22 protein-coding genes, 1 tRNA gene and 1 riboswitch are annotated in these 25,748 nt (G+C 42.9%); of the genes, 14 read left to right on the top strand and 9 right to left on the bottom strand.

Going from position 1 to position 25,748, the window contains the following annotated elements:
• Positions 1 to 74: 74 nt before the first annotated feature.
• Genes tsaD through G626_RS15085 form a run of 3 tightly spaced genes read right to left on the bottom strand, consistent with a single transcriptional unit; the run spans position 75 to position 3,242 of the window.
• Positions 75 to 1,118: a tRNA (adenosine(37)-N6)-threonylcarbamoyltransferase complex transferase subunit TsaD gene (tsaD, locus tag G626_RS0102325; RefSeq protein ID WP_022931184.1), complete on the bottom strand. Its 1,044-nt coding sequence runs from the start codon at positions 1,116 to 1,118 to the stop codon at positions 75 to 77.
• Between the two features lie 42 nt (positions 1,119 to 1,160).
• The gene (locus G626_RS0102330) at positions 1,161 to 2,417 is read right to left on the bottom strand and encodes a divergent polysaccharide deacetylase family protein (protein WP_022931185.1); all 1,257 of its coding nucleotides are present in this window, start codon (positions 2,415 to 2,417) and stop codon (positions 1,161 to 1,163) included.
• Between the two features lie 6 nt (positions 2,418 to 2,423).
• The gene (locus G626_RS15085) at positions 2,424 to 3,242 is read right to left on the bottom strand and encodes an Rpn family recombination-promoting nuclease/putative transposase (protein WP_022931186.1); all 819 of its coding nucleotides are present in this window, start codon (positions 3,240 to 3,242) and stop codon (positions 2,424 to 2,426) included.
• 394 nt (positions 3,243 to 3,636) lie between these two features.
• On the opposite strand from G626_RS15085, the gene G626_RS17150 reads away from it, so the two are divergent.
• The 6 genes from G626_RS17150 (at position 3,637) to G626_RS0102365 (ending at position 10,135) form a co-directional block, all read left to right on the top strand.
• Complete coding sequence (locus G626_RS17150; protein WP_022931187.1) at positions 3,637 to 5,130, top strand: leucine-rich repeat protein; 1,494 nt, start codon at positions 3,637 to 3,639, stop codon at positions 5,128 to 5,130.
• A 365-nt stretch (positions 5,131 to 5,495) separates the two neighbouring features.
• The gene (gene thrH / locus G626_RS0102345; protein ID WP_022931188.1) at positions 5,496 to 6,095 is read left to right on the top strand and encodes a bifunctional phosphoserine phosphatase/homoserine phosphotransferase ThrH; all 600 of its coding nucleotides are present in this window, start codon (positions 5,496 to 5,498) and stop codon (positions 6,093 to 6,095) included.
• 28 nt (positions 6,096 to 6,123) lie between these two features.
• Positions 6,124 to 6,232, top strand: a riboswitch (TPP riboswitch).
• Positions 6,219 to 7,196: a thiamine ABC transporter substrate-binding protein gene (locus tag G626_RS15095; protein WP_022931189.1), complete on the top strand. Its 978-nt coding sequence runs from the start codon at positions 6,219 to 6,221 to the stop codon at positions 7,194 to 7,196. It overlaps the preceding riboswitch by 14 nt.
• Positions 7,197 to 7,296: 100 nt before the next feature.
• Entirely contained in the window at positions 7,297 to 8,682 is a 1,386-nt protein-coding gene (locus G626_RS15100; RefSeq protein ID WP_022931190.1) for an ABC transporter permease, read from the top strand.
• A 10-nt stretch (positions 8,683 to 8,692) separates the two neighbouring features.
• Complete coding sequence (locus G626_RS0102360; protein ID WP_022931191.1) at positions 8,693 to 9,331, top strand: ABC transporter ATP-binding protein; 639 nt, start codon at positions 8,693 to 8,695, stop codon at positions 9,329 to 9,331.
• A gap of 39 nt (positions 9,332 to 9,370) precedes the next feature.
• On the top strand, positions 9,371 to 10,135 hold the full coding sequence (locus G626_RS0102365; RefSeq protein WP_022931192.1) for a nucleoside phosphorylase: 765 nt from the start codon (positions 9,371 to 9,373) through the stop codon (positions 10,133 to 10,135).
• Positions 10,136 to 10,202: 67 nt separating this feature from the next.
• Here the strand turns inward: G626_RS0102365 and argB are convergent, their stop codons facing one another.
• The 4 genes from argB to argC all read right to left on the bottom strand — a co-directional run bounded on the left by argB (position 10,203) and on the right by argC (position 14,045).
• Positions 10,203 to 11,078, bottom strand: a complete 876-nt coding sequence (gene argB, locus G626_RS0102370) for an acetylglutamate kinase (RefSeq protein ID WP_022931193.1) — start codon at positions 11,076 to 11,078, stop codon at positions 10,203 to 10,205.
• Between the two features lie 43 nt (positions 11,079 to 11,121).
• Positions 11,122 to 12,402, bottom strand: a complete 1,281-nt coding sequence (argJ, locus tag G626_RS0102375) for a bifunctional glutamate N-acetyltransferase/amino-acid acetyltransferase ArgJ (protein ID WP_022931194.1) — start codon at positions 12,400 to 12,402, stop codon at positions 11,122 to 11,124.
• Positions 12,403 to 12,486: 84 nt separating this feature from the next.
• Positions 12,487 to 13,104, bottom strand: a complete 618-nt coding sequence (locus G626_RS0102380; RefSeq protein ID WP_022931195.1) for a polysaccharide deacetylase family protein — start codon at positions 13,102 to 13,104, stop codon at positions 12,487 to 12,489.
• The gene (gene argC, locus G626_RS0102385; protein WP_022931196.1) at positions 13,101 to 14,045 is read right to left on the bottom strand and encodes an N-acetyl-gamma-glutamyl-phosphate reductase; all 945 of its coding nucleotides are present in this window, start codon (positions 14,043 to 14,045) and stop codon (positions 13,101 to 13,103) included. Before argC ends, G626_RS0102380 begins: the two co-directional genes overlap by 4 nt.
• Before the next feature lie 175 nt (positions 14,046 to 14,220).
• On the opposite strand from argC, the gene G626_RS0102390 reads away from it, so the two are divergent.
• From G626_RS0102390 to argS, 4 genes are all read left to right on the top strand, one after another.
• Positions 14,221 to 16,170 carry an EAL domain-containing protein gene (locus G626_RS0102390; protein WP_022931197.1) on the top strand — a complete coding sequence of 650 codons (1,950 nt, stop codon included), beginning with the start codon at positions 14,221 to 14,223 and terminating at the stop codon, positions 16,168 to 16,170.
• Between the two features lie 4 nt (positions 16,171 to 16,174).
• Positions 16,175 to 17,038, top strand: a complete 864-nt coding sequence (locus G626_RS17155; RefSeq protein ID WP_022931198.1) for a phosphatase PAP2 family protein — start codon at positions 16,175 to 16,177, stop codon at positions 17,036 to 17,038.
• 73 nt (positions 17,039 to 17,111) lie between these two features.
• Positions 17,112 to 17,184, top strand: a tRNA-Lys gene (locus tag G626_RS0102400).
• A gap of 63 nt (positions 17,185 to 17,247) precedes the next feature.
• On the top strand, positions 17,248 to 19,077 hold the full coding sequence (argS, locus tag G626_RS0102405) for an arginine--tRNA ligase (protein ID WP_022931199.1): 1,830 nt from the start codon (positions 17,248 to 17,250) through the stop codon (positions 19,075 to 19,077).
• Between the two features lie 8 nt (positions 19,078 to 19,085).
• Here the strand turns inward: argS and G626_RS17160 are convergent, their stop codons facing one another.
• Both G626_RS17160 and G626_RS17165 read right to left on the bottom strand, forming a co-directional pair.
• Positions 19,086 to 21,578 carry an ATP-binding protein gene (locus G626_RS17160; protein ID WP_022931200.1) on the bottom strand — a complete coding sequence of 831 codons (2,493 nt, stop codon included), beginning with the start codon at positions 21,576 to 21,578 and terminating at the stop codon, positions 19,086 to 19,088.
• 22 nt (positions 21,579 to 21,600) lie between these two features.
• Positions 21,601 to 22,362 (bottom strand): response regulator, encoded by a 762-nt coding sequence (locus G626_RS17165; protein WP_022931201.1) that lies wholly within the window; start codon positions 22,360 to 22,362, stop codon positions 21,601 to 21,603.
• A gap of 65 nt (positions 22,363 to 22,427) precedes the next feature.
• On the opposite strand from G626_RS17165, the gene G626_RS0102420 reads away from it, so the two are divergent.
• Genes G626_RS0102420 through rsgA form a run of 4 tightly spaced genes read left to right on the top strand, consistent with a single transcriptional unit; the run spans position 22,428 to position 25,640 of the window.
• Complete coding sequence (locus tag G626_RS0102420; protein ID WP_231365077.1) at positions 22,428 to 22,892, top strand: chemotaxis protein CheX; 465 nt, start codon at positions 22,428 to 22,430, stop codon at positions 22,890 to 22,892.
• A gap of 46 nt (positions 22,893 to 22,938) precedes the next feature.
• Complete coding sequence (locus G626_RS15120; RefSeq protein ID WP_051142186.1) at positions 22,939 to 24,114, top strand: TrkA-related ion transporter; 1,176 nt, start codon at positions 22,939 to 22,941, stop codon at positions 24,112 to 24,114.
• A 22-nt stretch (positions 24,115 to 24,136) separates the two neighbouring features.
• Entirely contained in the window at positions 24,137 to 24,652 is a 516-nt protein-coding gene (locus G626_RS17170; protein ID WP_022931203.1) for a cyclic nucleotide-binding domain-containing protein, read from the top strand.
• A 1-nt stretch (position 24,653) separates the two neighbouring features.
• The gene (rsgA, locus tag G626_RS0102435) at positions 24,654 to 25,640 is read left to right on the top strand and encodes a ribosome small subunit-dependent GTPase A (RefSeq protein WP_022931204.1); all 987 of its coding nucleotides are present in this window, start codon (positions 24,654 to 24,656) and stop codon (positions 25,638 to 25,640) included.
• The last annotated feature ends 108 nt before the right edge of the window (positions 25,641 to 25,748 follow it).

Here is a 25,748-nt window from a genome sequence, read left to right on the forward strand (position 1 = left end):
TAGAGAAAGTAATTTTCATGATTTTAGTTATACAACTAAGAGACAGATTTTTTTATCGGAAAAACTACTTATTCCTAGTCATGCTTGCCCTGACCGTGGCGAACCTGCTCAAGTCCCCGCTTGAACTGAGGAATACGGGCACAGGTAACAGTGTTCATGTCGCTGCGGTCGCCGCGCTGGAGGAAGTGGTAGGCAACACCCGCAATCATAGCGCCATTGTCTCCGCAAAGCTTGAGGGGAGGGAAGATGCAGTTGAGGTCACTTCTTTCTGCCAGCATTGCGCGAAGTCGGGAATTAGCTGCAACACCGCCGCCACAAACAACTGTTTTGAGGCCGGTGTCGTCTGCGGCTTTGAGTAATTTTCCTACCAGAGTTTTGATTGCAGTTTCCTGGAAGGCGGCGCACATATTTTCTGTTGAGTGCTCGTAGCCTGGCTGCCAGAAAAGATCGCACTGGTGAATTACTGCAGTTTTAAGACCAGAGAAAGAAACATCATATTTGTGTTCATTTTCATCCAGCTTTGGAACAGGGAACTTTGCAGCCTTGGGGTCACCTTTTTTTGCAAGGTTATCAATGATAACTCCTCCAGGGTAGCCGAGCCCGTAGAACTTAGCAACCTTATCAAAGGCTTCTCCTACAGAGTCATCAACTGTAGTTCCCAAAATTTCAAGGTCATCAAATCCGTTTACCTTACAGATAATAGAATGGCCGCCGCTAACGAGGAGACCGAGGAATGGATATTCAACCGGAGTCTGCAGCTGGGCAGCGTAAAGGTGACCCAGCATATGATTGATTGCGATAAAAGGCTTGTTTGTTGCCCAGGCAAGAGTTTTTCCAAAGGTAAAGCCAACGAGAAGTGAGCCCATGAGACCAGGTCTGTTAGTTGCGGCTATCGCATCAACCTGGTCCAGAGACATGTTTGCTTCTTTGAGGGCCTGACGTACAACCGGCAAAATCCATTCGGCGTGTTTGCGGCTTGCAATTTCCGGAACTACGCCCTTGTATATTTTATGAAAAGGAATCTGTGTTGCAACTACGTTGCTGAGAATTGTTCTTCCGTCTTCTACGATTGCGCAGGCTGTTTCGTCACAGCTGCTTTCTATACCTAAAACTTTCATTTAGATCCTCGTCTATGTCATTGTCGGGCTCGACCCGACAATCTAGTTCTTCTTTGCTTTACTTTTGCTTACCGTGCTGAATGTATATCCCTGAGCTTTAAGCTCCGGGTAAACTTCCTGTAAAAATGCCGGTAGAAAATCTGCACTCCAGATATGGCCTATCATTATAACGCTTCCATTTTTATTTGCAAGGTCAAGGCCTTTTTTAAGCTCCTTAAGGGCATTTTCTTTTGTTTTTTCGTTGTCTAAAAATATGTTGCGCTCGTAGTAAGAATAGCCCAGCTCGCGGGCAACGTAAGGCACTTTTGTTTCGACGTTAGTGCGGCTGTCGAGGAAGTAAATACCTTCCTGGGATGCAAACTGCAGAACTGTCGCCATTTTTTCTGCATCGGCAGTAATTGCAGAACCTTCATGATTATTCAGTCCGGCAATCGGGCCTATTTCTGTTATGTTTTGAAAAAGCAGGGATTTTATCTGCTCTTCGGTCATATCCGGTTTAATTGCACCGGGTCCCGGATTCACACTCGCATTTACAGACTGCATAGGCTGATGAAGAATAAGCTCGTTGCCGGAAGCGCGTACCTGGGCAGCACTTTCTTTCGAGTGGGCAATTTGAGGAAGTACGGCAACTGTTATAGGGAAGGGCAGCTTTAAGAATGGCGCAAGGTGAGAAAGATTCTGTCCGCCGTCGTCAAAAACAAAAATCAGCTGGGCACCGTTTTTTGCTGCCGGGAAGTTGTATTTTGATTTCTGCTCGTTCTGAACTTTTGGGGGTGTGGCCGGGGCAGCCTCTTTTACTTCGGCCGGCTTTTTTTCTTCCTTTGCCTGTGGAGTTTCTATCTTTTTAGGAGCCTCGGTTTTCTTTGGGACTTCCTCTTTTGAAGCTTCCTTTTTCGCAGTTTCTGTTTTTTTGTTATCAGTCTTAGGAGCTTCGGCTTTTTTTGATGGTTCGGCCTTTTTTGTAGCTTCAGTTTTTTTTGCTGTCTCAGTCTTTTTTGATGAATCAGCTTTTTTAGAAACTTCTTTTTCTTTTACTTCTTCAGCTTTATTTTTTGAATCAACAATCTCTTCTTTATATCTTTGAATTGCGGCATCAGAAAGCTTGCGGTCCGGCTCCTTAAGGGTAGTTACCAGCAGAAGACTCATGCAGATAGTAATAATGACGCAACAGAGAATGATTGCCTTGTAAGCAGGAATATAAACCTTAGGCTTTTTCGTCGTTCGGCGGGTCGTGCGTTTTGTGCTTGTCTTACGAGTAGATTTGCTTGATGTAGTTCGAGATGTTTTCTTCTGCGGCATAATGTTTTACGCTTTTACGGCAATCTGCTCCTGTAATTCGAGGACTTTTTTTAGCGGTAACTTTTCGCATTTTGCAATGATTTTCGGGTCTATTTTTTCTTTGAGAAGATTAATTGAGGCTTCAATGGCTTGTTGTTCCCGTCCATAGTCTATATCATAAGTTCTTTGTCTCTCATAATTCATAAACTGAATCCTCCATTGCATATTTTGTTTAGCGTCTTTTACATAACTATCTAGTTCAGATGTATATTGATTTGCCGCTTTATTTGAGATGAGAAATTTAAAGAAAGACTTCAATTCCTCATCTTTAAGCATTTTAGCACATCTTGGAGCAATAAAAAAGTGTTTGTAAGAGCGGTCATTCAGTTTTGTTACACCATCTTCTTGACAGATATTCTCGAAAGTATTTACAGGCAGCCTGTTTTCAAATACGTCTTCCAGACAGATAAAGATTACATGCGAGTCCTTCAGTTTGTTATACTTTTCTCCCGGCTTCAAATTATCTAAGTCCATAAGGGCAGAATAGTACCTCGAACGCTTTGGAAGTTCTGATGTGTTTATGACCTGAAGTTCAATATCATGCATACGCTTTGTTTCGGTAACATATACATCCAGTCTGATGCTTTTTGCATCTTTGTCTACTTCAATAATCTCTTCGTTAGACATTTTCATGCGTTTGATTTTGATATTCAACAACATTTCCAGAAGGTATTTACAAGCTTCCGGATGATGCCGCATGACCTTGTAGAATATGAAGTTGTTTGCTAGAGTCGCCTTTTTCCATTCTTTCAGGATTTCAGAATCGGTTTTACTGGTTTTTGACATATTGTAGCCTCCAACAAAAAAGTGGAGGAATGTCGCTTAGAGACGGAAGTGCGGCTTTTATCCATATATAATATAGTTTGACTTGTTGCAAAAAAGGAAGTTTTTCTGAAAAAAAATCCACGGTTGGCTGATTCTGTGGTATAATTTTACTATTATACAATGAAAAATATATTACACTTGCTTGACATAAAAACTCTCTTCATGAAACAATTCGCAATTCGCAATTCGCAATTCGCAATTCGCAATTCGCAATTCGCAATTGTTGCGTCATACTAACGCAAATCACAGAAAATATACAAAATCTAACTCACCCGGAAGGTTACCCTTGCTCAGGCATTATATGTCTGCGCAAGGTGTCTATATTTAAAAATAATTCAATTTGGAGGAATAAATAATGAAAAAACTTTTATTTGCTTTATTTGCAGCAGTCTTTGCTGTAAGTATAATCGGCTGTTCAAATTCAAGTGGGGGAGACTCACCAGCTGAACAAACGCCACCAGCTGAACAAACGCCACCAGCTGAACCAACTATGCAGGAAACGCCGCTGACGCTTGAGGCTATTGCGGCCGGTACGATTACGCTGGAAAATCCGTGGTCTACGCTTAAGTATAAGAAAAACGGCGGCGATTTTGTGAGCGTAACTGCAAACGCGAACACGATTACTGTTGCTGCTGGCGACAAAGTCGCGTTTTATGCAGACGGCTCGGAGAATATATATGATTTAGATACGCTTACAATGATATTGTTTAACATTAGTTGTAGCAGTGACTGCTACGTTTACGGTAATGTTATGAGCCTTTTGAGTTCATCTAACTTTAAAAATACTACGTTAATTAGTACAGAATATGCATTTGCAGAATTATTCTATTATCACGATTATTCCGCAAACATTTCTACAAATACTCATATAAAAAATCATGCGCAAAAGGCACTTGTGCTTCCTGTGACGACACTGGCAGAAGGTTGCTATTACAGAATGTTCCAAGGTTGTAAAGGATTGACAAGAACGCCGTCTCTTCCTGCTACTACGTTGGCAAAAGAATGTTATTACCAAATGTTTTATGGCTGCACAGGATTGACAAGCGCACCGTCTCTTCCTGCAACGACGCTGAAAGATATTTGCTATATGGAAATGTTCTATGACTGTACAGGGTTGACAAGTGCGCCTACACTTCCTGCGACAACACTGGCAGATTACTGCTACGGCGGTATGTTTTATGGTTGTACAGGATTAACGAGTGCGCCAGCTCTTCCTGCTACTACATTGGCAGGTTCTTGCTATAGCCAAATGTTCTATGGCTGTACAGGATTGACAAGCGCACCTGTACTTCCTGCGACTACGCTATCAGTTAATTGCTACAGTGGTATGTTCTATGGCTGTACAGGATTGACAACTGCGCCAGTGCTTCCTGCTACTACGCTGACAGATTTTTGCTATGCCTCAATGTTCTATGGTTGCACAGGATTGACAACTGCGCCGACTCTTCCAGCTACTACGTTGTCAGATTATTGCTATGAACAAATGTTCTATGGTTGCACAGGATTTACAACCGCACCAGTACTTCCTGCGACTACGCTGACTATTCTTTGTTATTACCAAATGTTCTATGGATGTACAGGATTAACGAGCGCGCCAGTTCTTCTGTCAACTACGCTAGTAAGTGGTTGCTATTGGGGAATGTTCTATGGCTGTACTAATTTATCATCTGTCACTTGTTTGGCTACAAATATTTCTGCATATAATTGTACAGAAGAGTGGTTGTGTGGTGTTGCTTCGACAGGTACATTCACGAAAGCTGCGTCAATGACAAGTTGGGCAACAAGTACAACTGATAATACGTCTGGCATACCTGAAGGCTGGACAGTAGCAGTCTATTCAGCACAATAGCATCGCAGTGCTATGTGCTAGCGATTAAACTATATAACCAGTCTGTATTTGCAGGCTGGTAAGTTATATCAAACTATCCCAATCATGCCAGCTTACATACTGAATGCCGTTGATGGTGCAGGTGATGTCTCCGAGATTTAGATTATTAAGATGGTAAAAATCTAAAGTCAAGAGTGGTAAAAATCTAAAGTCAAAGGTGGTTAAAATCTAAAGTGGGGTTTTAGGGGCGGAGTCCCTAGGTGAGAGGGTAGCGAGCAACGAAGTGCGAGCGAGGGGGAGACTTCCCCCTCCTTTTTTTAATTCCTTGATAATTTTCTATAAATAAGGTATTTTACTTACTATAATAAAAAACGAGAGGAAGAAAAATGATTATTACCTGTCTTGACCTTGAAGGTGTTCTGGTTCCGGAAATCTGGATTGCTTTTGCTGATACTGTTGGAATTCCTGAATTGCGCCGCACAACCCGCGACGAGCCTGATTATGACAAGCTGATGAAATATCGAATCGGGATTCTTAAAGAGCACGGACTCGGTCTTAAAGAAATACAGGATACAATCAAAAAAATTGAACCTCTTCCCGGGGCAAAAAAGTTCCTCGATGAACTTCGTTCCTGCTGCCAGACTATTATTTTGAGTGACACCTTCAGCCAGTTTGCGGCTCCTCTTATGGAAAAACTTGGACAGCCTACAATCTTCTGTAACGAACTGATTGTTTCTGATTCGGGCGAAATTACCGGCTACAAGATGCGCTGCGATAAGAGCAAGCTCACAACTGTTAAGGCTCTTCAGTCTATCGGTTTTGAAACTATTGCATCTGGTGACAGCTTTAATGACCTTGGAATGATTGAAGCTTCTAAGGCTGGCTTCCTCTTCCGCTCAACTGAAAAAATCATTAAAGAGTATCCGCAGTATCCTGCATTTACTGAATACTCGGAACTGCTTGACGCTATCAAAAAATATCTGTAATTTAATCTGAATTAAAAATACAGTCCAATCACTGTACCGGGGGTGGCGGTTTTGCGACGTTGTCGGGGCCGCCTGAGATTATACCCTTAGAACCTGATCCGGATAATACCGGCGGAGGTAGGTATGAAAAAAGTTCATACTCTCATCGTTTTATCAATTCTTATGGTTTGCTCTCTCTTTGCGGGAAGTAAAAAATCCAAAAAATCAACAAAAGCTGATGCAGCTCGTCTTAATGAAGTAATCGTTTACACTTACGATTCTTTCTGCGGTGAATGGGGCTCTGGTCCTGAAATTGCAAAGCGCTTTGAAGAAAAGACTGGCATGAAGGTTACCTTCATTGACTGTGGCGACGGTGTTCAGATTCTTTCTAAGGCTCAGCTCGAAAAGAATGATCCTTATGCTGATGTTTTGTTAGGCCTTGATAACAACCTTACAGAAAAGGCAGCAAAGAGCGGCGTATTCGAAAGCTTTAAGCCTGCTAATGCAACTGTGCTTGACGAAGGACTTGAAGAAGCTCTCGGCGGAAACTGGCTTATGACTCCTTATGATTACAGTCCTTTTGCAATCATCTGGAATTCAAAATCTGGTGTTGAAGCACCAAAGTGTCTCGAAGACCTTACAAAAGACATCTACAAAAAGAAGCTTATCTTGATGGATGCCCGCACAAGTACTCCTGGCCTTGGCTTTGAAACCTGGGTTAATAAGGTTTACGGCAAGAAGGCAGCTGATTATATGAAGCGCCTTACTCCTTCTATTTTGACTATGGCTCCGGGCTGGTCTGTTGGCTACGGTATGTTTACAGACGGAGAGGCTCCTCTCGTAATCAGCTATACAACAAGTCCTGCTTATCATATTGAATATGGCGAGGGCGACCAGTTTAAGGCTCTGACTTTTACAGATGGTCACGTTATGCAGGTTGAAGGTGCCGGCCTTGTAAAGGGTGCTAAGAACCCTGAAGGTGCAAAGAAGTTTATTGAGTTCCTCATCAGTGAGGATGCTCAGAATGTGATTCCGACAACTCAGTGGATGTATCCTTCAAACAAAAATGTAAAACTGCCGGCATGCTACGACACAATTGAGATGCCGGAGATTTTGAAATAAACATAAAGTGTCCCGTCATTGCGAGCGCAGCGAAGCAATCTATTGCAATGGATTGCCACGTCGCTGACGCTCCTCGCAATGACGTATTGTTGATTTCTGTATGTTCCAAATTTACCTTTACACCCTCGAAATTGCGCTTTTCTCAACACTAATCGCGGCGGCGGCCGGCATTCCCGCGGCTTACTTTACAGCCCGCAGGCGTTTTCCCGGCCGCCGTCTGCTCCTGTCTTTTTCGGCGGTTTCACTTTGCGTGCCTTCCCTTATTGTTGCCCTCGGCTATGTAAGCTTCTGGGGAATGAACGGCTTTGTAAACCGCCTCTTTGGAACGGAGTTTTCTTTTCTATATAGTACTGCGGGCATTGTGATTGCCCAGGGCTTTTACAATGTTCCCTTTATTACGGGAATTGTGAGTGAGGCCTGGGAACGCCTGCCCCGCGAGCAGGAAAATGCAGCGAGACTGCTTGGGGCGGGCGAAGCGCGCATCCTTCGCACTGTTACCCTGCGTCAGCTTTCGGGTGCAATCGGCGCTGCCTGCATTCCGGTTTTCCTTTTCTGCTACTTCAGCTTTATGATTGTCCTGCTTTTTTCTCCGGTGGGACGTTCCACTCTCGAAGTAGAAATCTATCATTCAATCAGAACAACTCTGGATATTGGAGCGGGAGCAAAGCTTGCCCTGCTGGAGACAGTGACAGCTTTTGGCATTGTGCTTGCTTACAGCTTTATGGCCCGCAGAAGTCAGACTGCTTCGAGTGGCGTTGATTATGTGCCGGTGGTGAGAAGGCGGATTCGCGGCTCGGCCGTAGCCTTTGTGCCGCTTGTGTTTTTGATTTTGATATTTTTGATTTTTCCTTTGCTGTCGGTTTTTATAAACGGAGCGGGGAATTTTGGAAAAGTTCTTGGGGCCCGGGGCTTTTGGAAGGCTTGTGCTAACTCTGTAAAGTGCGGAGTGGCTACCGGCGCAGCCTGTACACTTCTTGGCTTTGCTTATTCGGTGGCAGTAAAGCTGGCTCGCCGCCAGGCCAACGTTCTTCTTCAGACTATCCCTGTCCTTCCTATGGCGATTTCCTCAGTCGTAATTTCCTGGGGCGCTACTATGATTTTTCACAGGGGAAGTCCTGCACTGCTTGTTGTACTGGAGACGGCTCTTTACTGGCCAATTGCTTACCGGCAGATTCAAAACGGAATTAACAGAATTACTTATGAGACAGATGCTGCAGCCCGTCTTTTGTCGCGCGGATGCTTTGACAGTGTGGTAAGAATCTATCTTCCAGCCTGCCGCCCGGTTTTAATATCAGCCTTTGCCTATTGTTTTGCAATAAGTCTTGGTGATGCGACAATGCCTCTGGTACTTTCAATTCACAATTTTGATACGCTAGCCTTGTATACTTACAAGCTGGCCGGAGCCTATCGCTTTGGTCAGGCCTGTGCCTGCGGTGGTATAGTGGCCCTTTTAAGCATGCTGATTTTCATGCTGGGGAAAAAATAAGGAAGAAAAAATGAGCTATTTTACCGTAAAGAATATTCATAAAACCTGGGAGTCTGTAACCGTAGATTTTTCTCTTGAATGCGAAAAAGGTACTATGACCTGTCTGCTAGGCCCAAGTGGCTGCGGAAAATCTACAGTCCTCAATATAATTTCCGGTCTTGAAAAAAATGACCCGGACTACCAGACTCAACTGGAAATAGAACTCGACGGACAGCGGATTGAAAAGCTGCCACCCCGCCTTCGCGGAGTTGGTATGGTTTTTCAGAGTGGTGCTCTCTTTAATCATATGAACGTAGTAAACAATGTGGCCTATGGACTCATTTCCCAAGGCATGAAAAAGAAAGAAGCACTTGCCCGTGCTTCTGCCTTTCTTCCTGAGTTCGGTCTCGAAGATTTTGACCGCCGCATGCCTCAAACCCTCAGTGGGGGTGAGCGCCAGAGAGTGGCTCTTGCCCGCACCCTCATCACCCAGCCAAAACTCGTTCTCTTAGACGAACCCTTGTCGGCCCTCGATGCAGACTTGCGCCAGCGCCTTGCCAAGCAAATCCGCGAATGGCAGAAGACTATGGGCTTTACCGCCATTATGGTAACCCACGATATCGCCGAGGCCGAAGCTGTAGCCGACAAGATTGTAAGATTTTCAAAATAATGTTATGTTTGCGGAATATAAAATTTCCGGAGGTATAACATGATAAGAAAAAATGATTATCCAGTTTTAGAGTTTGATGATGACAAGGATGCCGTTGTAAATCCATTTAAATGGAACCTCGAGCCTTTCTCTTCCGACAAATTGATTATTACTTTTTTCCCGGATGTAATGAAAAATCTGATGGAAAATAATCAGCTGGAACTTGAGCGCGAAATCAGTGGTGAAAATCCTGTTTATGTTTATCGCTTTAAAGAGCAGCCGGAAATTCTTATTACCCTTGGTTATGTTGGGTGCCCGGCCTGTGCAGGTAACCTTGAGTTTTTTGCGGCTTGCGGCGTAAAGAAGGTTATCTTCTGCGGTGGCGGCGGAGTTCTCGACAAGAATATCAAAGTAGGTCAGCTGCTTGTAGTAGAAGGGGCAATCCGCGATGAAGGTTTTTCTTACCGCTATATAGAGCCTTCCCGCTATATTTATACAGACAAGAACATCACAAAGAAAATTACTTCATATCTGGACCAGCATCAAATCTCATATCTCACTGGTCTTACCTGGACTACAGATGCAATGTTCCGTGAGACCCGTGCTCTTGTTGAACAGCGCAAGGCCGAAGGAGCAAAAATTGTAGAGATGGAGCAGGCCGGCTGTATTGCAATTGCCCAGTACCGCAATTTTGACTACGGCGCAATTATCTACGGAGGCGACGACGTTTCGCAGGATGAGTGGGATACCCGTTCCTGGGATAAGCGAAAGGGCATCCGCTATAATCTTGTGATGTTGTGTAAGGAACTGGTGAAAGAGATTTAATAAATCATCGTTCTACGTAAAATTGCTTACGCAATTTTACTACCAAGTTTGCTACGCAAACTTGCGATTAATATATCATAGTTCCTATACCTCTATCGCTAAACATTTCGATTAGCAGAGAATGTGGCACACGGCCGTCGATGATATGAGTGCGTGGAACTCCACCCTTAAGGGCAGTTTCACAGCAATCGATTTTTGGAATCATACCACCGCCGATAACACCAGTTGCCTTAAGGGAACCGATAGCAGTTCTTTCAATTCTCTTGATGAGTGTGCTCGGGTCATCAATGTTGCGGAGAATTCCTGCAACATTTGTAAGTTGAACAAATTTTTCAGCGTGAAGTGCGACTGCAATCTTAGCCGCTGCAGTATCAGCATTAATATTGTAGCGGGCATTGTCTCCGTCTTCTCCAAGAGCTACAGTTGAAACAACCGGAATAAAGCCCTTGTCAAGAAGAGAAATAAGAATTTCTGGATTTACCTCAGTTACATCACCAACAAAGCCAAGATCCTTTTCGGTTTTTACAGCGCGGAGAAGGCCTGCGTCAACACCGGAAAGACCAACAGCCTTACCGCCTTTATGCAAAAGAATACCAACAATGTCCTTGTTGAGTTTACCAGTCAAAACCATCTGAACAATTTCCATGGTTTCTGCATCTGTGTAGCGGAGTCCGTCAATAAATTTGCTTTCTTTACCAACGCGCTCCAGCATATGATTGATTTCAGGGCCACCGCCGTGTACAAGTACAACCTTAATTCCAATTGTGCTCAGAAGGACAATATCATCCATTACAGCTTCTTTGAGCTCTTCGTTGAGCATTGCGTTTCCGCCGTATTTTACTACGACAACCTTACCGCACCACTGTTTAAAATAGGGCAGAGACTGAACCAGTACTTCTGACCATTGTTCTGTAGTTAATTCCTGCATTTCTGTTGTAGTCATATTTAATTCCACTCTTATATTATCGGCAAATCAGTTTCTTTGATTATGTCCTGTAATCTCCGTTTATCTTAACATAATCATAAGTGAGGTCGCAGCCCCATGCAGTACCAGAGGCGTCTCCGTCGCCGCACTGAACGAGAATCTCAACTGCTTCCTGACTCATAATCTGCTTAGCGAGGTCCTCGTCAAAGTCCAGAGGAACTCCGTCCTTGTAAACCTGAACGCTGTCACTGCCGTGAACCTCGAAGTCATCATAATTTTCAAAATAGCGTTTAGCGCCCTTGTTGCTTGTAAACCAGATGCTGGTCTTGTCCGGGTCAAACTCAATTCCGCTGTAACCCATAGCACAGAGGAAGCGGCCAAAGTTAGCATCACTGCCAAACATTGCAGCCTTAACCAAACTGGAACAAATGATTTCCTTAGCAAGACCGCGAGCCGCTTCAACCGACTTAGCTCCGCGAACGTTACATTCAACGAGGCGGGTAGCGCCTTCACCGTCGGCAGCAATCTTCTTTGCCATTACAGTATTCATTTTGTTGAGTGCAGCAAGGAAAGCGTCGTAGTCTGGGCCGGTCGCAGTGATTTCTGCGTTTCCAGCCAGACCATTTGCAAGAATACATAGCGAGTCGTTAGTAGAAGTGTCGCCATCAACTGATACGCAGTTATAAGTTCCCAAAATAGATTCGTGAAGAGCCTTGCTCAACATCTCCGAGCTGATTGCGCAGTCAGTAGTAATCATGGAAAGCATGGTTCCCATATTAATATGAATCATGCCCGAGCCCTTACACATAGTGCCCATGCGGCAGAGCTTTCCGCCCACAGTAAACTCAACAGCGCATTCCTTAAACTGAGTATCAGTTGTCATGATTGCAATGCGGGCTTCTTTGTTGCCTTCGCGGGAAAGCCCCTTAGCGAGGGCTGCAGCATTATTTTCAACCTTAGTAACATCAAGCTGGGCACCGATAACGCCTGTAGAATAAACAATCACGTCCTCAGCCTTAATGCCAAGCTGGCCGGCCGCAGCCTTAGCCATACGAAGAGCGTTCTCAGCTCCCTGAGCTCCGGTACAGCAGTTAGCGTTGCCGGAAATTGCAATAAGAGCCTGCGCCTTGCCGTCTGCAAGGTGTTTCTGAGTCAGCTTTACACTTTCAGCCTTCACGCGGTTCTGAGTAAAAACACCGGCCGCATTACAAGGAACCTCAGAATAAACAAGTGCAGTATCATTCTTAGTTCTGCTTGCCTTAATGTGGCAGAGCATTCCGTTTGCGGTGAAGCCCAGAGGAGCACAAACACCGCCGTCTATAAATTTAATTTCATTTTGCATAAATATACATTCCCTTTGTATATTTATACTATTTAATCAGAATAAATTCAATAAAAAAATCCCCGATTCTGGGGATTTGCAGGTTTACACTACCGTCCAGTTCTGGCCGTTGTCTTTCATTGGTACACCCTTGAGTTCAAACAATTTCGGTGCAGTAACAAACTCAAAGCCCTGTTCCTTAAGAACCGGAATGGCGCGGTCAACAAGTTTAAGTGTATTTTCGTTACCATCATCCACGTGAAGCAGGTACATAACGCCGTCCTGAACATTGTCCATCATCAGTTTGTAGCGTTCGTCGGCAGTGCGCTCTTTTACCCAGTCTTCGCAGCCGTGGCCGCAGATAAAAGGTACATGAATTACCTCGTGCATCAAATCATTTACACAGATGTAAGGAGGGCGGAACAAAACAGGTTTCTTGCCTGTAATCTTAATGATTGCTTCGTCGCACTTGTTGTATTCTTCAATCATCTCTTCACGAGTAAGCTTTGTCATATCCGGATGGCTCCAGGTATGATTTTCGATGTCGCAGCCCATTTTCACTGCGCGCTCAATAACTGCAGTGTTTTCATCAGAGATTTTATTTGCAATCAAAAAGAAGGATGCAACAACGCCATGTTTTTCCAGAATATCCAGCATTCTGTTCATTGTGTTGTCGCCGGCAAAGTTTGGGCCGTCGTCGAAAGTTAGACTGCAGTATTTCATAATCCTATGCCCTCATCAATACCCATCATGATGTTCATGCACTGAACGGCAGCACCGCTGGCACCTTTACCAAGGTTGTCGAAGCGGGTTGTAATCATAATGCGATCGTCGTTTCCGTATACAAATACCTGCATATTATTTGTACCGGCCAGAGTGTTTGCAGGAATAAACTGTTCTGGCAGCACGCCTTCTCCCATAAAGCCCGCAACCTGAACAAAGCGGCAGCCCTGGTAGTGAGCGGCAAACATTTCCCACACGTCATGTGCAGTAACTTTTTTTGCCAGCAGACGTGCATGCAAACCAACCGTTACCGTCATACCCTGGAAGTAATCACAAACATATGGATTAAAAACAGGCTCAAAGTCCAGGCCACTTATTTTCTTAATTTCAGGCAGGTGCTTATGCTGCTGAGTCAAGGCATAAAGGCGAGGGGAGTCAAGCTCCGGATTTCGCGATGGATCTTCATACTGGGCAATAGCCTTTTTTCCTGCTCCAGAGTATCCGCTTACTGCGTGAATCACTACAGGGTAATCAGATGGCATTATACCGCTCTTTACAAGAGGGTAGCAGATTGCGATAGAGCCCGATGCATAACAGCCCGGCACTGCAACGCGGTTAGATCCCTCAATTTTCGAACGGAACTCTTTTCCAAGCTCCGGGAAACCGTAAGCCCAGTCAGGATTTGTACGGTGTGCTGTAGAAGCATCAATAATTCTTGTTTTAAGATTTGTGCAAAGCCCTGCAGACTCAATTGCGGCCGTATCCGGCAGACAGAGGAAGGTAAAATCCGAGGCATTAATCATTTTTGCCTTTTCTACCGGGTCTTTACGCTTGTCTTCATCAATTGTAATAATTTCAATATCATTGCGCTTTTCAAAACGCTCAAAAATCTTAAGGCCAGTTGTGCCTTCTTTTCCATCAATAAATATTTTGTAAGCCATGGTGATATTATAGATAAAAGCAGGGGCTTTCTCAATATGGGGTTATTAATTGATTGCTTCGCTGCGCTCGCAATGACGGTTTTGCTGCCCTAAAAAGTTTGACCGCTCCAAATTTGTAGATTATAATAATTTGTTAGAAGTAATCGCCAGTTGCTGATTACCTTAAGGACTTTTTTTGCCACAGATTTATCAGTATGCCGTTGCGGCCCTATTCATTGAAGCTGTCATAATTTTTTTCTACTTTCAAAAGAGAAGTCTGCCAACCTTCCAGAATATAATATTCCTTATAATCCTCACTGTTGTAACAATGAATAATATAACAGAATTGAGTGCCGTATATATGGAATGCGAAAGAAGTAATATTTCTGTTACGCCGCTTTATATTGTTAATTGTCTTTATTTTACTTTCAATGTAACCTTTGGAATCCTTTTTGCAATATATAATCTTTCGGCTTTTGATATTTATGGAAAACTTAATAAGCGTGCAATCAGTATATTTAAGCTCAGCCTGCTGCTTCCATATTTTATCTTTCTGGTAGTAATCTGGCTTTCCTGGGCTTTAGACGGCCGCTATACTTTGCTTTTTACAATAGATCCTCTTAATGGATACCAACGTGGAAGTGATTTATGGTTTTACGGTTTTTGTGCAATTAAGGCTTTTTATATTCTATTTTCTTTCATAATCATAATTGCTCATCGTCGTCATATTCCAAAAACAAAAAGGCAGATAATTTATTTCTTCCTGGTTACTATTTCCAGCACGGCACTTTTACAGCTTTTTAATAACGGTCTTTTGATAGAATCCTTTGGTATGGCCCTTGTTACTCTGGTTTATTTCTTCTTTATTCAAAAACCGGAAGAGATGATGGATGCCTCTACCGAAACGCTGAATCATTCTGCCCTGCAAAGGATGCTGCGCTATAATCTTGCCGTAGGTCATAAATTTACCTGCCTTACGATTTATATTGATGATACAGTGTTTATTGCCAACACCTTCGGTATTCTGCAGCTGAATGCTTTTCTTACAGATGTTGGAACTTTTCTTAAGCAGAATTTTTCATATGCAAATGTCTTCAGTCGTCAGCAGGGCTGCTTCTGTATTATCTTAAAAGATGCAGATGAAGACACTATCAATAAAACTCTTACAATTCTTAACAGCCGCTTTCAGGGCACCTGGATCCGCGAAAATGTAGAACTCAAGCTTTATATTCGCCTGTGTATTATTGATTGTCCTAAGGATGCAGAGAGTCCGGAAGAGATAATGGATATAATCAATATGATTTCGACTGATGAGCGTTACCGTCAGAGTGTTGTCTTTGCCAGCGAAATTGATTTGAAGTATCGCCGCCGAACCATTTATATAGAACATTGTTTGCGAAACGGTCTTACAGAAAACCGTTTTGATGTATTCTATCAGCCGATATGGTCTACTGCGGAAAAGAAGCTGATTGGCGCCGAGGCTTTAATTCGCCTTAAGGATGAGCAGGGACATTTTATTTCACCGGAAGATTTTATTCCGATTGCCGAAAAAACAGGTGCCATTCTCCGTATTGGTGAATATGTTTTTGAGTCGGTTTGTCTTGCTTTGTCTCAGATTAATATAGAAGAATATGGCATCAAAAAAATCGACATAAACCTTTCTGTTGCCCAGTGTATGCAGGAGATTCTTGCCGAACAGATTCTGAAAATTCAGAGCATTTATCAGATTCCAACTTCAATTATAAATCTGGAGATTACCGAGACGGCTGCTGCCCATACTCCGGAAATCCTCCTTAAAAATATGCAGGATCTTTCGGATGCCGGATTTGAGCTTTCTCTGGATGATTATGGCTCGGGATATTCAAATATGAGTTATATGCTGAACCTGCCTTTTAAGATGATTAAGATTGATAAGTACATTGTCTGGGCAGCCTTTACCGACAAGAGGGCAGAGAAGGCACTTGCGGCTACAATCAAAATGATTAAGGAAATTGGAATGACAGTTCTTGCAGAAGGTGTTGAAACTCCTGAGCAGGCAGAATGGCTGACTGCCTCTGGCTGCGATTATCTTCAGGGCTTCTATTTTTCACGTCCTATTCCAAAAAAAGATTTTTTGGATATAATGAAACAAAATAAGGAAAACTAAAAATATGACATTTTATAATAAACTTCGCCACGGTATCTGCCGCCGCTTTGCTGCATTACTTGTTTTGTTTAGTGCGGCTGGCATGGGAGCCGGCTCCGGTCTTTTTGCCCAGAATTTAGATTATGTTCAGCCATTTTCTCTCAATCCTGTAAATGAAGGAATTCAGCTTGGTCTTGGCGCGGTTCTGTCAGGCTCAGCTTTAGTTTGCGATAAATTTATTGATTTTAAGAAAAATGAATATAATCCGGATGACTGGAAAAAAAGTGATATTCCAACCTTTGACCAGATTTTCATGAACCCTTATAGTAAGCCTCTTCATATTGCGGGAACAGGAACAACAGCGCTTATGCTTGCGGCACCTGCCATTTTTGCAATAATGCCCAGCAGCGAGTGGCTCACAATAGGTACAATGTATGCAGAAACTTTGCTTCTGGCAAATGGAATTAAGGAATGGACGAAACTTTTAGTTTACCGTGCCCGCCCTTACATGTATTTTGATGATTACCCGGAAGACAAACTCGAGGACGGAGACTGGAACTGCTCTTTCCCTTCCGGACATACAACATTTGCCTTTGCCGGTGCTGCTTTTACAACAATGGTATTCTGCCAGTGCTTTCCTAATTCAAAGTGGAAGTATGCTGTAGCAGGAATTTCCTTTGGTATGGCGGCAATTACCGGTGGTTTAAGAATGGCAAGTGGAAATCATTTCTTTACAGATGTTTTTGTCGGAGCATTGATTGGTACTGCAGTAGGTTTTGCTGTGCCTTATATGCATTCAAAAACCTTCTATGGCAAGTTTGAAAGAAAATCAAAGACAGGTCAGGCTTCTTTAACACCAGCCGGCTTTTCTTTTGTTTATAATTTTTAATAAAAATCAAGGCTCTCCTATTGACAATACTTAGAAAAATCTTTATATTATTAAAACATTCGCAAGAATGGATGGGCTACTAGCTCAGTAGGTAGAGCAACGCCCTTTTAAGGCGTGGGTCACTGGTTCGAATCCAGTGTAGCTCAGTAAAAGGATTCTGGTTGTTCCAGAGTCCTTTTTTTTTGTATCCACATAAAACGAGGTTCTATATGGCAGACGCAAAAGAGACTTGCCGCACTATTATTGCAGCGGCTTTGAATGAGTTTATAAAAGAAAAGAATCCAGATGCAGAGGCTGTTGCCCCTGAAAGCATTGTTGTTCAGAATGCGCCTAATCCGGAAATGGGAGACCTGGGCGCTCCTATGTTCGCTTTTGCAAAGGCTCTCCGTATGGCACCTCCTCAGATTGCAGCGGGAGTTGCTGCAAAAATCACAGACAAATCACTTGGTGAATTTATTGCTGTTGGCCCTTACGTAAACGTAAAACTGGATAAGTCTGGTGCGGCTGCTCCAATTCTCAAGGCTGTAAAAGAGCAGGGCGATAACTACGGTTCTGTAAACAGCGAGGGTAAAAAGCCTCTGGCTGGCCGCCGTGTAATGATAGAATTTTCTTCTCCAAATACAAACAAGCCTCTTCACCTTGGTCACGTGCGCAACGATGCCCTTGGTGAGTCTGTAAGCCGCATTCTTAAGGCTGCCGGTGCGGATGTTTACAAGGTAGACCTGATCAATAACCGCGGTGTTCACATCTGTAAGTCTATGCTGGCTTATAAACTCTTTCACGAAGCAAAGGGCGACACTCCTGAAAGCCTTGGTATGAAGGGTGACCACTTTGTCGGCCAATGCTACGTTGAATTTGATAAATATCTCAAGGGCGAAAAAGACAAGCCTGAAACTGCACATCCTGAAGCAAACCAGATGGCAGAAGATATGCTGATTAAGTGGGAAGCAGGCGATCCTGAAGTCCGCGCCCTCTGGGAAAAGATGAACGGCTGGACTTTTGATGGTGTAAAGGCAACTTACGAGCGCACTGGAATCAGCTTTGATAAATACTACTTTGAAAGCGAAACTTACCTTAAGGGAAAAGACGAGATTATGAAGGGCCTTGAAAAGGGCGTTTTCTTTAAGGCAGAAGACGGCTCTGTGCGCATCGATGTAACCGATGTAGTAGGCAAGGGTAAAGACGAAGACAACCACGAAAAGGTTCTTCTCCGCAAGGACGGAACTTCTGTATATATCACACAGGATATCGGAACTGCAATCAGCCGCCACGACGACTGGGCTTTTAATCAGCTGGTTTACGTTGTTGCAAGCGAACAGAATTATCACTTTAAGATTCTCTTCCACATCCTTAAGAAGCTTGGCTTTGACTGGGCAGATAAGCTCTATCACCTCAGCTATGGTCTTGTAAATCTTCCAAGTGGCCGTATGAAGAGCCGCGAAGGTACTGTAGTTGATGCAGATGACCTTGTAGATTCACTTCACGCAGATGCACTTGCCGCAATCAAAGAGCGTGGCCGCGACGGCGAAGTAGGAGATGCAGACGAAGTTGCAGAAAAGGTTGCTCTTGGTGCTCTTCACTATTATATGCTGCAGGCAACTCCAATTAAGGATATGCTCTTTAATCCGGCAGAATCACTCAGCTTCAACGGAAACACAGGTCCATACCTTCAGTACATGGGTGCCCGCATCAATTCTATTCTTGCTAAGGCTGCAGATAGCGGTCTTGCAGAAGATACAAGCGACGCTGCTGTTGCACTTCTTACCAGTGAAGATGAATGGGCTTTGATTAAGCAGCTGGGAGATTATCCTGCTGTAATTGCAAAGGCAGCAGAAAATCTTGACCCAAGTGCTGTTGCTGCTTATGTTTATGAAACTGCAAAACTCTTCAGTAAGTTCTATCAGAATTGTCCTATTGTTTCTGCCGCAGAAGAAAACAAGCAGCTTGCCGGTGCCCGCCTTTACCTTGCAGACTGTACACTCCAGGTAATCAAGAACGCAATGAAGCTTGTTCTTGTACCTTATTTGGAGAAGATGTAAGGCTAAGGCTACAATCGAAGAAGTTTTTCAATTTCTTCAAATTCGATATTTTCAACTGCCCGGGTCAGCTCGGGCAGTTTTTCTTTTAAAGCGGCCGGCAGTTTTATTTTCTGCAGCTTTGCAAAGTTTTCTTCCAGGCCGGATAAATCACAGTCCTGACAGGCCTGCAGAATATCTTTGATGATTTTATCAATTTTTTCAGGGGCTGCGTCTTCTTTTTCACAGTCATCAGAATCCGAATAATTTTTTACAGGCTCAAGAAGCTTTATATAAGACTGATATTCTTTGAGTAAATCAGCTGCCTTTTGAAGGATGGTACCGGCCTTTTCCTCCTCTTCTGCCATAGAAGAAAGTTTTTCGGCCCCGATAATCCTTGCGGCACTTTTAAGGGCATGTACCTGAATTGTAAAGTTTTTATAATCACCCTTTGTATAATATTCCTGAATCAAAGAGACTTTTTCTTCGATTGATGAAAGAAAAGTTTTTGTTACGCTCAGCCAGTTTTCAAAACCGCTTGCATTTTCAAGAGCCTTTGAAAGATTGATTTTGTCTGCAGGCAGGACAGGGAAATCCTGAGGTATGATTGAATCTCCGGAAATAAATGCCGGCGCTGCTTCAGTACTTTCTGTAGTTTTTATCAGTTCAGGTTTAAGCCACTTAGAAAGGCAGGCAGCAAAATCTTTTCCCTGTACAGGCTTAGACAAAAAATCATTAAAGCCCTTACTCAAAAACATTTCACGGGCTCCGTAAACTGCATTGGCACTAAGTACAATCACAAGGCTCTTTTCAGCCTGCGGCAGCTTCTCTTCCATTGCCCGGATTTTTGCCAGAGTTTCAATGCCGTCCATTCCCGGCATCTGGTGATCCATAAAGATAATGTCGAACTTTTCTTTTTTCAGAATATCTAAAGCCAGGTAGCCGCTCATGCAGCGGGTACATTTAATTCCGAACTTCTGTAAAAGACCGTCTGCAACCTTAAGGTTTACTTCATTATCATCAACAACTAGAATACGGGCTTCCGGCGCGGTAAAAGGCAGAAGGCTTTGTTTTTCGCTGAAGAGGGCTGCATATTCCGGCTTGTTGATTAAGGATAAACTGATTTGCTTTAAGCCTGCCGCGTCACAGCTTTCTGAAGCCGCGTCAAAGAGGGCTTTGTAAGCCTGGCTGCAGCTTTCTTCCGAAACTCTTTCCTGTGGAAGAGTTATAGAAAAAACAGAGCCCTTTCCATATTCAGATTCTACGCTTATTGTACCTTTCATAAGAGTAATAAGATTTTTGCTTATGGAAAGTCCAAGCCCTGTGCCGCCCTTGTAACGGTTTGTCTGCAGGTCTACCTGCTGAAAGGCCTTAAAAAGTTTTCCAAGGTCTTCTTTTTTAATTCCAATTCCAGTATCAATTACACTGATTTTTAAGCCTTCCTTATCCTGGTATTTAGAAAGGTCTTCAACACGAAGTTTTATGTAGCCCTGTTCTGTAAACTTAGAAGAGTTTCCGGCCAGGTTAATTAAAATCTGACGCAGTCTTAAATCATCTCCCCTGTAAACTTTAGAAAGAGAGGGATCTATTTCCAGCATAAGCTCAACAGGCTTGCCGCTAAGACGGACCTCTACGACATTCATAATGTCATTCATCAGTTTTACAAGGTCGTATTCAGCCGGATTTATATCCATCTTGCCGGACTCAATTTTAGACAAATCAAGAATATCATTTATGATTCCAACAAGATTGATTCCTGAAGAACGAATCTGGCGAAGAATATTTTTTTCGCTGTCCTTAAGATCAAAATCCAGAGCCAGTTCGCTCATGCCAACAATGGCATTCATAGGAGTTCGTATTTCGTGGCTCATGTTTGCAAGGAAAAGAGATTTAAGTCTTTCGCGTTCCAGCACTTCGTAAAAATATTTTTCCTTAATAAAGGCAACGCCTGTGCTCATCAGCATAAAAACAATGATGTAAGCCCAGTAAGGTTCATAAGTGGCGGCCATGTTAAAAACTTTTATCAGAATAAAAGTTATGACAAAACAAAGGGCGTCTACAATTATTGTTACCATGCTGTTGATAAAGAGCAGGGCAGAGGTAAGAAGAATGATGATAAAGGCAAAGGTAAAATCAGCTACACCAAAAGTTCTTGCCGTAACAAGAACTGCTATAAAAGAACAGAAGGTAATAAGCAGTCCGTAAATCTGAACAATCTGAAAATAAAAATTATTCCACTGATCATTGCGCAGTCTTTTTCTGGCAACAAGAGTAAATCCAAAAATTACCAGAGAAGAAATAACAAAAATCGCATCAAGAATTACAAAAAGAAGATAAGCATTTACGGTAAAAAAGGGGCGGGTAGCAGAGCCTATTATAAAAAGTTTTTCTGCATAAGCAGGAGACAAAAGTTTTAATAAATCCCTGAAGAATTCTGTAATCAGGTAAAGAGCCATAGAAGGAGCAAAAATCAAAAGCCTTTTAAGATTTGCAAGGTTAGCAAGTTTTTTTGCAGGAGTATCCATGGCTGCCTCTTACGCTGATATTCTAGTTTCCGAAAATCTGATTTACTTTGTTCAGAAAATCAACTCTGTCTGTGTTTTTGAGAATATAGCCCTGAGGTTTGAGTTTTAAGGCTTCCTTTACCTTATCCATATCGCTTACACCTGTAAGGAAGATAACAGGAATGTCTGCATATTCAGGTTCGCTTCTAATCATTTCCAGAGTCTGTACGCCGTCACAAACCGGCATTTCATAATCAAGAAGAATAAGGTCCGGACGGTTTTTGCCCAGGTAAGAAATACAGGCGGCACCGCTTTTTGCAACCGAAACATGATAAAAGTTTTTAAGCCAGTTTGTCATATTGCGGAGGCAGACAGGATCATCATCAACTAAAAGAATGGAATGCATGCGTTCTGCACCTTTAAGCACAGAAGAACTGAGTTCACTGTTTTCACCCAGCATAAATTCAAATTCATAAAGAAAATCTTCAACAGAAAGAGCTTTATCAAAGCAGTGAACATTTTCCTTTTCAGTATATTCCTTATATTTTTCCAGTTCGGCCTGAGAACCGATAAAGCAGAAGATGACATTCTTCAGATACATCATAATTCTGCGCAATTCAAGCATGCTTGCGGCCTTAAGATCTTCTACAAAAATAATTACAAGTTTGTGCCCGTAAGAGGCTGCAGAATTTTCTGCCTGAACAGAATCAAAATCAATAGAAACTGTTTCATATCTGTTTTTGATAAGTGTAAGAATTGCCTCATCTTTTGATTTTTCTTCGCGTATAATCAGGATATCTTTCATAAATAAAATTATAACATTGATTATATTATTTTACAAATTAGACTTTCTGGGTTATCATTTTAGGTATGGGAATGGACGCTAAAATAATTAATGCATTTCTCACGGAAGGAATAAATACATTCCAGAACATGTTTAACATTGGCCCTGTGAATAAGGAACCACATCTTCTTGATATTCATGCAGGTCATCCGTGGGAGATTTCGGGTTTACTGGGAGTTACCGGCGAAATTAAAGGAATTGTAGCATTCCGTCTTCATAAGATTCTTGCAAATAAAATGCTTGAACTTTCAGGCTTGCAGTGTAAGCCGGAAGATTATGAAGATATGGCGGTTGGTCTCGTAAGCGAATTTACAAACATTATTTCAGGACATGCTGTAACAGCACTTAGTGAATACAACATGGATATTTCGCCACCATTCTGTGTAATGGGACACAATCATATGATTGCCTGGCCAAAGAACTATCCTGTAATTGCAATTCCGTTTGTTACACCATATGGACCTTTCGAAGTTGATGTGTGTTTCAAATAAGGAAGCAAATAATGACTTCCCTGCTTTTTTCTGATATAATAGAAGAATGAGTAAAAAAAAGCAGGGGAGAGCCAAACGAATTAAGCGTACTCTTAAGTACGCACTCAAAAATCCTCTAACATATATCTGGCTTCTCATCTTTATAATAATTGCTGCAGCAACTCTTGTTGTCTTTGCATCAGAAACTCAGACTGAAAGCGGCATTGAAACAATGTTCGACTCGGTATGGTTTACTCTGGTTGCGGTTTTTGCTGCATACTTTGATTATTGTGTAAAATCTGTTCCCGGCCGAATGTCTGCACTTGTGCTGCTCGTGCTTGGAATGCTTTTGTTCAGTGCCGTAACCGGTAAGCTTGCATCCTACTTTATGGATCTGCAGATGAAAAAAAATAAGGGGCTTAAAAAGTTGAAGAATATGAAAGGACATTTTTTACTTTGCGGATGGAGACCGGGCTTTGAAAAGATTCTGGATACCGTTCTCACAACAAATCCTGATATAACTCCAGACATGGTGGTAATGATTAATGACGCTTCGGACCAGATAGAGCAGATTCGTTCGCAGCCTCGCTTTAAGGAGCTCAATTATGTTTCGGGTGACTTTGCTGATGAAGCAGTTCTTAAGCGGGCCCAGATTGATACTGCCGAGCGTGCCCTTGTAATCTGCGACCGTTCAAAAAAATATTCTGACCTTGAAATAGACAGCCGTACTGTTCTTGCGGTTTTGACAATGGAAAACCTGAACCCTGGCATTTACATTGCGGCAGAGCTTATTGATGCAAAGTTCCAGAAGCATCTTGAGATGGCCCACTGTGATGAAATTATTCTCACCCAGGATTATGAGCACAGCCTTCTGGCTACTGCTTCTTCGGGAATGGGCTACTCTAATGTTATCCGTGCCCTTATTTCTGACGACGCAGATACAGGAATCATCATCGAAAATATTCCGGCTGCCTTTATTGGAAAGACCTACGGCGAGTATGAAACTCACCTTGAACAGAACGGAAACAAGGGCGGAGTTCTTGTAGGCCTTCTTTTGAATACCGGAAACTTCCACCAGCGCCGTAAAGATGCTTTACGGGAAGCTCAGAAGAACCCGGATATTAAGGCAATTGTAGATAATCTGAAAAAGGTTAAAACTCTCAAGAGTAACGAGCCTGTGCTGACCCCGGCAGCAGATTTTGTAATTCAGAAAAACACCAAGGCAATTCTTGTCCGCGGGTAAGACTTGAGAGAGAGGTTTTGATATGGATAAGTTTGAAGAAGTTTTACCAAAGCTTGTAAAGATACAGCTCTTTTCTGATTTTAGTATTGATAATGAAAATGACTGCCGTATTCTTAAAGCTGTTTACGAGAGTATGGAAATTGAAAACTACCAGAAGGGCGAAGTGATTATTGAAGAAGGAAAGCTTGGAGATGATTTTTATATTCTTTATAGCGGTAAGGTTCATATTTCCAGAAAGACTCCTGCAGGTGATGAAATTGCCCTTGCAGATCTTTCAAGTGAAATGAACATTTTCTTTGGAGAAACTGCACTTATAAGTGATGATCCTAGAACCGCTACTGTAAAGGCTTTGACAGACTGTAAATGTATTGCGCTTTCGAGCACAAAGTTTCTGGAGGTTTGCGACCGCGAACCGCTTTTAGGTTACCGCGTGCTTTTAAAGCTTGCACAGAGAATGGCAAAAACTGTCCGCGATACAAACAGTGATAAGGCAACCTTATACGAAGCCTTGTTCAATGAAATAGAATCAGGAGTGTAAATTGAAAGGCACTGTAATAGCAGGAACAAATAATCTTTTTACTGTTGAATGCGAAGACGAAGTAATCCGTAACTGCACCATTAAAGGCAAGGTTATAAAAACCGAAAAGGAATATTATAACCCGATTGCACCGGGCGATATTGTTGAGATTGAACCTGATGAACTTAATGATGAAAAGGGACAGATTATTTCTCTCGAACCTCGCCGCAATACTTTTTTACGCTGGAACGTAAAAGGCCGTTGTCCTCAGCTTCTGGCCAGTAATCTTGATTATCTGATTCTTGTCTGCACTCCGGACGAACCTCCTTTCCGTCCCCGCTTTACAGACCGTGCTCTGGCTCAGGCAGAGCATCAGGGAATTACTCCGGTAATTGTCTGCAACAAGTGGGATTTAGCCGAAGCCATGCAGACCGATGGCCGTGAAGAAGAGTTTGAAGAAATAGACCACCGTCTTTCCATCTGGGAAGATTTGGGCTACAAGGTTCTTCGCATTTCTGCAAAAACCGGAGAAGGCATGCAGGAGTTTGCAGAGCTGCTTGAAGATAAGCTTTCGGCTTTTGTGGGCCAGTCGGGAGTAGGTAAGTCCAGTCTTATAAACGTTATGGATAATTCCTGCGTTCTTAAAACAGGAAGCCTTTCTAAAAAATACGGTCGGGGAAGCCATACCACAACCAAGGGTACGCTGATTCACCTGACTTTGAATGAGACATTGACAGAAGGAATACAGGGCCGTAAGGCAAATATCATAGATACACCGGGTATCCGCCGTTTTGTGTTAGATGATATCGAAGCCGATGACCTTGCACTCTACTTCCGTGAATTTGAACCATACGTCGGCAAGTGTAAGTTTGGAATGAACTGCCGGCACATAACAGAACCAGACTGCGCGGTGCGCAAGGCTGTTGAAGACGGAGCAATAACTGCAGAACGTTACGACAGCTGGCAGAGAATCAGCGAAGAAATCCGCACAGGTAGCTGGAGCGATTAACTGCGGTGGTTTCGATACACTCGCTTCGCGAGCACTCAACCACCGGTGGTTGGAGTAGTACGGTGCTGACGCACCTATCGTATCGAAACCACCATATTATAAAGAACT

Source organism: Treponema bryantii NK4A124 (assembly GCF_000421345.1).
GTDB classification, from domain to species: Bacteria; Spirochaetota; Spirochaetia; order Treponematales; family Treponemataceae; genus Treponema_D; species Treponema_D bryantii_B.

Excerpts from the sequence above, each read along its gene's own strand:
- tsaD (WP_022931184.1), bottom strand. The coding sequence starts at position 1,118 with ATGAAAGTTTTAGGTATAGAAAGCAGCTGTGACGAAACAGCCTGCGCA.
- G626_RS0102330 (WP_022931185.1), bottom strand. The coding sequence starts at position 2,417 with ATGCCGCAGAAGAAAACATCTCGAACTACATCAAGCAAATCTACTCGT.
- G626_RS15085 (WP_022931186.1), bottom strand. The coding sequence starts at position 3,242 with ATGTCAAAAACCAGTAAAACCGATTCTGAAATCCTGAAAGAATGGAAA.
- G626_RS17150 (WP_022931187.1), top strand. The coding sequence starts at position 3,637 with ATGAAAAAACTTTTATTTGCTTTATTTGCAGCAGTCTTTGCTGTAAGT.
- thrH (WP_022931188.1), top strand. The coding sequence starts at position 5,496 with ATGATTATTACCTGTCTTGACCTTGAAGGTGTTCTGGTTCCGGAAATC.
- G626_RS15095 (WP_022931189.1), top strand. The coding sequence starts at position 6,219 with ATGAAAAAAGTTCATACTCTCATCGTTTTATCAATTCTTATGGTTTGC.
- G626_RS15100 (WP_022931190.1), top strand. The coding sequence starts at position 7,297 with ATGTTCCAAATTTACCTTTACACCCTCGAAATTGCGCTTTTCTCAACA.
- G626_RS0102360 (WP_022931191.1), top strand. The coding sequence starts at position 8,693 with ATGAGCTATTTTACCGTAAAGAATATTCATAAAACCTGGGAGTCTGTA.
- G626_RS0102365 (WP_022931192.1), top strand. The coding sequence starts at position 9,371 with ATGATAAGAAAAAATGATTATCCAGTTTTAGAGTTTGATGATGACAAG.
- argB (WP_022931193.1), bottom strand. The coding sequence starts at position 11,078 with ATGACTACAACAGAAATGCAGGAATTAACTACAGAACAATGGTCAGAA.
- argJ (WP_022931194.1), bottom strand. The coding sequence starts at position 12,402 with ATGCAAAATGAAATTAAATTTATAGACGGCGGTGTTTGTGCTCCTCTG.
- G626_RS0102380 (WP_022931195.1), bottom strand. The coding sequence starts at position 13,104 with ATGAAATACTGCAGTCTAACTTTCGACGACGGCCCAAACTTTGCCGGC.
- argC (WP_022931196.1), bottom strand. The coding sequence starts at position 14,045 with ATGGCTTACAAAATATTTATTGATGGAAAAGAAGGCACAACTGGCCTT.
- G626_RS17155 (WP_022931198.1), top strand. The coding sequence starts at position 16,175 with ATGACATTTTATAATAAACTTCGCCACGGTATCTGCCGCCGCTTTGCT.
- argS (WP_022931199.1), top strand. The coding sequence starts at position 17,248 with ATGGCAGACGCAAAAGAGACTTGCCGCACTATTATTGCAGCGGCTTTG.
- G626_RS17160 (WP_022931200.1), bottom strand. The coding sequence starts at position 21,578 with ATGGATACTCCTGCAAAAAAACTTGCTAACCTTGCAAATCTTAAAAGG.
- G626_RS17165 (WP_022931201.1), bottom strand. The coding sequence starts at position 22,362 with ATGAAAGATATCCTGATTATACGCGAAGAAAAATCAAAAGATGAGGCA.
- G626_RS0102420 (WP_231365077.1), top strand. The coding sequence starts at position 22,428 with ATGGGAATGGACGCTAAAATAATTAATGCATTTCTCACGGAAGGAATA.
- G626_RS15120 (WP_051142186.1), top strand. The coding sequence starts at position 22,939 with ATGAGTAAAAAAAAGCAGGGGAGAGCCAAACGAATTAAGCGTACTCTT.
- G626_RS17170 (WP_022931203.1), top strand. The coding sequence starts at position 24,137 with ATGGATAAGTTTGAAGAAGTTTTACCAAAGCTTGTAAAGATACAGCTC.